Consider the following 7,309-nt stretch of genomic DNA (forward strand, 5'->3'; position numbering starts at 1 on the left):
GCCGGCCAGTTGTCGGCCACGCCATGGCAAACTCAGTTGCTGACCACCGCTTCGGCATCTTCGGCCGTGCGGATCTTGATGCCCTTTTCCTTGGCATAGGCCTCGGACGACTTCTCGATGATCGGGCGCAGCAGCTTCCAGTCGGGCGCGATCCAGTCGGAAACGACATTCCACTTCTTGCCGTCCCACTGCTGGAAGGTCACGTAGCCATTACCCTCGTGATTGTCCCAGGAGACGTTGATGGAATGGAACAGATCCTTGGCGCCGAGCGCCTCGACGCGCGCCGGATCGAGCTTGAGATGCTCGAAGCCCCAGCGGACTTCATCGCCGGTCAGCGTGCGGTTGCCGAACTTGGCCTGCGCGATGCGGACCGCCTCGACATTGAGGATGCCGTTGACGATTCCGAGATTATGGTAGACCGAACCGATCCGGCTCTTGTCCTCAAGGTTGCCCTTGCCGGCGTCGTAGACCGTTTTGACGATCTCCTGGACCACCGGATACTGCTCGCCCGATGCCTGGGTGGTGATGGCCGTATAGCCCTTGGCGGCGTCGCCGGCGGGGATGACGTCCTCTTCGGAGTTCGACCAGACATTGCCGATGATGTGGTCGGCCGGGAAGCCGGTCTTCTGGGCGGTCTTCAGGGCGACCGGGTTCATCACGCCCCAGCCGCGCAGCACGACGTAGTCCGGACGCTCACGCCGGATCGTCAGCCACTGTGCCTGCTGCTCGTTGCCGGGATGCGGCACCTCGATCTGCGACAGCTCGAAGCCGTATTTCTGCGACAGCAGCTCATAGATCGGGATCGTCTCCTTGCCATAGGGCGAGCCGTGATAGAGCACCACGATCTTCTTGCCCTTGAGCCTGTCCAGGCCGCCTTCCTTGGAGGCGATGTAGTGCACGATGCCTGAGGTCTCGCTGTAGGGATTGAGCAGCAGCGGGAAGACATAAGGGAACACGCGCCCGTCGGTGGTGTCGGTGCGGCCGTGGTTGATGGTGATCAGCGGCACCTTATCCTCGGTGATGCGGTCGATCATGGCGTAGGCGATGCCGACCGACAGCGGGTTCCAGGCGGCGATACCGGGATTGCTCTTCAATCGTTCGTAGACCTCGACACCCTTTTCGACCTCATACTGCGTCTCACCCTCGCTCCAGGTCAGCTTGACGCCGTTGACGCCGCCGTCGCGGATGTTGATCAGGTTGAGGTAGTCGATGAAACCGCCGAAAAAGCCGGTGCCGCCGGCGGCGTAAGGGCCGACACGGTAGCTCTGAAGGGGAAAATACTGTTCGTCGGCGTGAACCGCCGTCGCGCCGAGCACGAAGGCCGTGGCGATCGCCGTTTTTCGTAGGTGACTGAAGAAGGTCATGGATTGCGTCTCCTGAGGTTGTGGTCCGTGAGAGGATGTCGAGCGGCGCTCAGCTGGACCTTGAGCCGATCCGTCGTTTCAGGCGGTCGAAGAGAGCCGACAGCCCGTTCGGTTCCGCGATGAGGAAGATGATGATGAGCGCCCCGAGCACGATGCGCTGGCTCATGTCGAGAACACCCGAATCGAACAGTCCGCCAAACAGGAAGGCGCCGAGCCGCGACAGGATGAGCGGAAAGATGACGATGAACGCCGCTCCCAGAAAGGCGCCGCGTATCGAGGCCAGCCCACCGATGATGATGATGAACAGGATCTGGAACGAGCGGTCGAGATTGAAGCCGGCCGGCTCGACGGTGCGCAGATAGGTGAAGGCCCACAGCACGCCGGCGACGCCGATGATGAAGGACGAGATGGCGAACGCCAGCAGCTTGGTCTTCAGCACAGGGACGCCGATCACCCGCGCGGCGGTTTCGTTGTCGCGCACGGCGATGAAATTGCGGCCGGTCGCGCTGTTGACCAGGCGCCAGACCAGCGCCGTGAGCACGATGACCGTGGTCACCGAGAGCAGGTATCGGCCTGTCGCGCCGTCGAGCGACAGCCCGGTGACGACAAGGTGCGGCGCGGAAATCACCCCGGATGGGCTATCGTTGGAAAACCAGCCGAACTTGGTCAGCGCCCATTGCACGAAGAACTGGGCGGCGAGCGTCGAGACGGCGAGATAGAAGCCGCGCAACCGCAGGCTCGGCAATCCAAACACGACGCCGATGCCGGCCGCGGAAATCCCGGCCAGGATCATGGTCGCTACCAGCGGCAGCCCCTCGACCCGCAAGTTGAAATTATAGGCGGCGAAAGCTCCGACCGCCATGAAGGCGGAGGACCCGAGCGAAAGCTGGCCGCAATAGCCGGTCAGCAGATTGAGGCCGACCGCCGCCAGGCTGAGCGCCAGGAACGGCAGCAGGATCGCCTCGACGAGATAACTAGACGCATAGGCTGGGATCAGCCCATAAGCGACGACGATCAGAACGGCCGGCAGCGCGAATTTCTGCCAGTCGATTGGAAGCCTTGCGGCATCGAGCGCTTGCACAGCCATCGGTCAGACCCTTTCGACAGTCTTCTGGCCAAACAGGCCGGAGGGGCGCACCAGCAGCACCACCAGCGCCAGCGCATAGGCGAACCAGCCTTCGATGCCGCCACCGACGAAGGGGCCGAGGTAGACCTCGGCGAGTTTCTCGCTGGCGCCGATGATCAGACCGCCGACGATGGCGCCAAGGATAGAATCGAAGCCACCAAGCACCAGCACCGGCAGCGCCTTCAGCACGATCAGCGACAGCGAGAACTGGACGCCAAGGCGCGCGCCCCACAGCAGCCCTGCGACCAGCGCCACGAACCCCGCGGCCGTCCACACCGTTCCCCAGATCCGGGGCAGCCGCAGCCCGACGGCGAGCGCCGCGAACTGGTCGTCTGCGACGGCGCGAAACGCTAGGCCGATGCGGGTCCAATAGAAGAATGCGCTCAAGCCCACCACCATCGCCGCGGCAATGCCCGCAGCGAGAAGATCGAACGACGAGATCAGGATGCCGCCGACCTCGAAGGGCGTGTCGGCTATGCCGAGATCGAGCCCATGCACCTGCGTGCCCCACACCAACTGGGCAGCGCCCTCAATGATGTAGGACAGGCCAAGCGTGGCCATGAACAGCGTCATCGGCGAGCGATTGACCAGCGGCCTGAGCACCGTCCGCTCGATGGTGAAGCCCAGCGCGACCATGACCGCGAAGGTGATGAGCAGCGAAAGCGCGAATGGGATGCCGCGTTCGACGAGGCTGACAAAGGTGAGCGCTGCCAACAGCACCATTGACCCTTGCGCGAAGTTCAGCACGCCCGACGTCTTGTAGATCAGCACGAAACCGATGGCGACTAGCGAATACATGACGCCCGAGAGCAGGCCGCCGACCAGCACCTCGATGACGAAGAGGAAATCATAGTAGCTCATCAGATACGCTCGCCATCGGCAGTGCCGATATAGGCCCGGATCACTGCCGGATCGGCCCTGACCTCGGCCGGCGTCCCGTCGGCGATCTTGCGACCGTAGTCGAGCACTGCGACGCGGTCGGAGAGCCCCATGACCACGCCGATATCGTGTTCGATCAGGATGATGGTGACGCCGTGCCGGTCGCGCGCGGCGCGCACGAACCCGGCCATCTCGGCTTTCTCGGTCGCCGTCATGCCGGCCATCGGCTCGTCGAGCAGCAGGATCTTCGGCTCGGCGACAAGCGCGCGCGCCAGTTCGACCCGCTTCTGGAGGCCATAAGACAGCGTTGCGACCAGGCGGTCGGCGACGGCCTCGAGATGCAGGAAGGCGACTGTCTGGTCGACCTTTTCAGCGATCGCGGCATCTTCGCGGCGGGCGCGTGGCAGGCCCGCAATATGCTCGGCGAAGTTGGCGCGCCTGGTGTGGACGCGACCGGATGCGATGTTGTCGCGCACTGAAAGCCCGCCGAAAAGCGCCAGGTTCTGGAAGGTGCGCGCGACGCCCAGCCGTGCCAGACGGCTAGGCGGCACCCGGGAGAAGGACTGGCCGTCGATCGCGATCTTCCCGTGGTCGGCATGATAGAGGCCGCTGATGATGTTGATCAGCGAGGACTTGCCGGCGCCGTTGGGGCCGATCACCGCGCGGATCTCGCCGCTTTCGACCTCGAGGTCGACATCCCTCAGCGCCGTGACGCCGCCAAAGGAAATGCCGATCGCGCTCAGCGCCAGGATCGCATCAGCCTTTGTCGACAGACGCGCCTGGCGCGTGTCCTCGACGGGACCAGCGCCAGCAAGAATGCCGGAAATTTCGGGCGCGCGCTCGTATGCGGCGGCTCCCAGCGAAGCACCAATCATGAAACGTTCCTGATTTAAAGGCGTGCGGGCAGCGGCCTGATGGCCGCGCCTGTCCTATTCCGCGGCGACAAGCTCCCTGTCGCGCGCCGATTCCAGTTCGCGCACCAGAGGGATGACGCGCTTGCCGAAGAACTCGACCTCTTCCTGGAAATGCAGGAAGCCGAGCAGGATCAGATCCGCGCCGGCATCCTTCAGCTTGAGGATGCGTTCGGCAATCTGTTCCGGCGTGCCAATGAGATTGCTGCGGAAGCCGTCATTGTATTGGACAAGATCCTCGAAGGAGGATTTCGCCCAGTTGCCTTCCCCTTCCGGCGAGGCCTTGCCGGCATTCTTGACCTGATCGGCAAAGCCCTGCACCGCTTCGGGATTGGCCTTGGCGATGATCTCGTCCAGCACGGTGCGCGCTTCTGCCTCGGTTTCGCGGGCGATGGCGAAAGCGTTGACGCCGATCTTCACCTTGTGGCCATTGGCCTTCGCCTTGGCCTTGATGTCGTCGACCTGCTTCCTGATCTCTTCCGGCGTGTTACCGTTGGTGAAATACCAGTCAGAGACACGAGACGCCATGTCGCGCGCGGCGCGCGACGAGCCGCCCTGGAAAATCTCGGGCAAGGGTTCGATCGGCTTCGGCTTCATCGAATAGTTGGTGAAGCGGTAGAAATCGCCCTTCAGAGTGAAATTGTCCTCGGTCCAGATGCCGCGCAACGCGCGGATGAATTCCTCCGAGCGGCGGTAGCGCTCGTCATGATCAAGCCAGAGCTCGCCGATGGCGGCGAACTCCCCGCGGAACCAGCCGCTGACGACATTGACGGCGACGCGGCCGTTGGTCAGGTGGTTGATGGTGGCGATCTGCTTGGCCGCCAGCGCAGGATTCCATGGGCCGGGCAGGATCGCCGCGATGACCTTCAGCGTTGTGGTCGCAGCAAGCAGGGCGTGGCTGAACGACACGGATTCATGCTGGTTGTCGGCGCCATAGCCGGCCGTGAAGCGTATCTGGGTCAGCGCGTAGTCGAACCCGTTTGCCTCGGCGATTTGGGCGAGCTTGCGGTTGTAGTCGATGTCCCAGCCCGTCCGCTGCTCGATGTTGGAGATGACCAGGCCGCCCGAGACGTTCGGGACCCAGTAGGCGAATTTGATGGCGTCGGAATGCGAGGTCATGGTTGTTGTCCTCTTTTTTGATTGCTCAGCCGACGCGCGCGGCGACGGCGGTGTTCGCGTGACTGGAATTGAGCAAGGAGACCGCTTCGATAGCGGCCCGTGAGATGCGATCCGTGATGGCCGCGCCGACGATTTCTGCTCCGATGAAATCATCGGGCGAGCCGTAGACGCCGATTGGGACGGTGACGGCGCCGAAAAAGCCGAACAACGGCCGGAGCTGATGTTCGAGAACCAGGCCATGGTATGGACTGCCGCCTGTCGCCGCGAGAAGCACGGTCTTGCCGGCCAGCGCGCGATAGTCGACGAGGTCAAACAGGTGCTTGAGGGCGCCAGTGTAGGAAGCCCGATAGACAGGCGTTCCGACCACGAGCAGGTCTGCCTTCTCGACACGCTGGATGATCGCTTCGCCGGTCGCGCCGAGCGCGCCACGGGACAGCCCGGCGAAAAGCGAAGGCGCCGCCTCGGTGATTTCGATCAGGCCGGTGTCTGCCGGGACGCGCAACGCGACGGCCTTGATCAGCGCGTTCACTACCGCGGTTGTGCGCGATGGCGTATTTACACCGCCGGATATTCCGAGAACCGATAGCCGTGCCAACGGGTCAATCTCCCCAGACCCTGCATGCGCATCGGGTCATTTCTAAACCGCAGCAGACGATATTCCACAAACTCTATAGATAAGGAAGAAGGTTTTGATTTTTTGGCTTGGGGGAGAAAAATGCCGTTCTGCTCATGGATCGGTAGCAATGTCCGTATGGCGAGCAAACCGAAGCTCAGGCCACCGCGATGGCCGAGAAGGATCAAAACGGTTTTGCATTCACTCATTCGGCAATCGCCAGTCCCCAATCGGCGGATGGCGGCTGTATGCCGAGGCCGAGAAAGCTCAGCGTCGCGAAAAAAAGCGCATAGCCCAGCCGGGTGACGCGCTCGAGGAGGAGGTTTCCGCTTGCGACATTCGTTTCTCCTTTCCTGTCCGTGTCAGGCATCCAGCGTCGAAGAGGTGATGGAACTCGCCGGCCCCATGTCGCGCGCTGGCGTCGCCGTCGAGCTTGAACAGCGCGTCCCCAATCTGGTCGAAGGATACGGCCTCCTTGGTGTCCGGCGGCTGGCGCTCAGTCATGGAGTCGGCGGCACACGCATCCGATGCCAGGAAGACAGGACGGCGCGCTTAAATGTGCGCCAACGCGTTTCCCGGGTCGCTATCTCCTCCCACTGCATTCTCAGACGGAGGAGCCGCATTTTATTCGACTATCCCGCATGGGCGCGGGAACACTGCTATCGGGACCTTCTCCCCAAGACCGCGACCCGGCTTCCCGTCGCCCATCCTGTGATCCAGAGCCAAGTTGAGGAAGCCGTCTGTCCAGATGCCTTCACCATTGACCGTCGTTCAGGGGCGCCTGCCAAAAGGCGGCGTGACCCTCAAGGGAAGGGAACGAAATTCCGCCGCAGATTCTTTATTAACAGTCGGCGAAGGCGGTCACCGCCGATAATGGATCATCTCAACTACTTGCCGGACCTCGAGCTCTATCCAAGCTGTGCATGACTCTTAGGCGGAAGGCGCATTTAATGCCGCTATCCCTGTATTCATTGGCCCCCATCGGGTCCCCGGATTGAGCAAATCCGGATCACTATTTTATGCCCCTGCCAGCGTTGGGTCTGCCATGTGCACGCGCGCTGCCGCCGCCAGCAGATCGGTCTGGGTGATCAGCCCAAGAATGCGTCGCTCGGCATCGACGATGATTACGGCATGGCTGCGGCCGTCGGTGAGCACCGGCAGCAGGCTCATCGCCGGCGTGTCGGGAGAGGCGGTGCCAGCCTTCGACATCAGAGCCCTCACCGCGTCGGTCGCCTTCGTCAGCTCGCGCAGGCCAACTACACCGACCAGCCCGCCGTCGGCGTCGGTCACCGGCAGC

General features: G+C 62.8%; 8 protein-coding genes and 1 pseudogene. All 9 read right to left on the minus strand.

All coding sequences use genetic code 11. The annotated features are described in order from the left end of the window. Positions 1–32 precede the first annotated feature (32 nt). Positions 33–1,364: an ABC transporter substrate-binding protein gene (locus tag NKH60_RS30550; protein ID WP_352874507.1), complete on the minus strand. Its 1,332-nt coding sequence runs from the start codon at positions 1,362–1,364 to the stop codon at positions 33–35. Between the two features lie 49 nt (positions 1,365–1,413). Continuing rightward, complete coding sequence (locus NKH60_RS30555; protein ID WP_352874508.1) at positions 1,414–2,451, minus strand: branched-chain amino acid ABC transporter permease; 1,038 nt, start codon at positions 2,449–2,451, stop codon at positions 1,414–1,416. A gap of 3 nt (positions 2,452–2,454) precedes the next feature. Next, positions 2,455–3,351 carry a branched-chain amino acid ABC transporter permease gene (locus tag NKH60_RS30560; protein WP_352874509.1) on the minus strand — a complete coding sequence of 299 codons (897 nt, stop codon included), beginning with the start codon at positions 3,349–3,351 and terminating at the stop codon, positions 2,455–2,457. Then, positions 3,351–4,244: an ABC transporter ATP-binding protein gene (locus NKH60_RS30565; protein WP_352874510.1), complete on the minus strand. Its 894-nt coding sequence runs from the start codon at positions 4,242–4,244 to the stop codon at positions 3,351–3,353. The genes NKH60_RS30560 and NKH60_RS30565 overlap by 1 nt, the downstream gene beginning before the upstream one ends. Positions 4,245–4,298: 54 nt before the next feature. Next, a complete protein-coding gene (gene sfnG / locus NKH60_RS30570; RefSeq protein WP_352874512.1) occupies positions 4,299–5,399 on the minus strand; it encodes a dimethylsulfone monooxygenase SfnG in 1,101 nt (366 codons plus the stop codon). A gap of 25 nt (positions 5,400–5,424) precedes the next feature. Then, positions 5,425–5,928 carry an NAD(P)H-dependent oxidoreductase gene (locus tag NKH60_RS30575; RefSeq protein WP_352874513.1) on the minus strand — a complete coding sequence of 168 codons (504 nt, stop codon included), beginning with the start codon at positions 5,926–5,928 and terminating at the stop codon, positions 5,425–5,427. A gap of 26 nt (positions 5,929–5,954) precedes the next feature. Then, on the minus strand, positions 5,955–6,221 hold the full coding sequence (locus NKH60_RS30580; RefSeq protein WP_352874514.1) for a hypothetical protein: 267 nt from the start codon (positions 6,219–6,221) through the stop codon (positions 5,955–5,957). A gap of 2 nt (positions 6,222–6,223) precedes the next feature. Next, positions 6,224–6,325 (minus strand): annotated as a pseudogene (locus NKH60_RS30585) (ABC transporter permease); the annotation flags it as partial. Between the two features lie 704 nt (positions 6,326–7,029). After that, on the minus strand, positions 7,030–7,309 hold a 280-nt coding region (locus NKH60_RS30590; protein WP_352874515.1), incomplete at its 5' end, for a CBS domain-containing protein.

The sequence above is a fragment of the Mesorhizobium sp. M1006 genome (assembly GCF_040318825.1).
Lineage (GTDB): Bacteria > Pseudomonadota > Alphaproteobacteria > Rhizobiales > Rhizobiaceae > Mesorhizobium.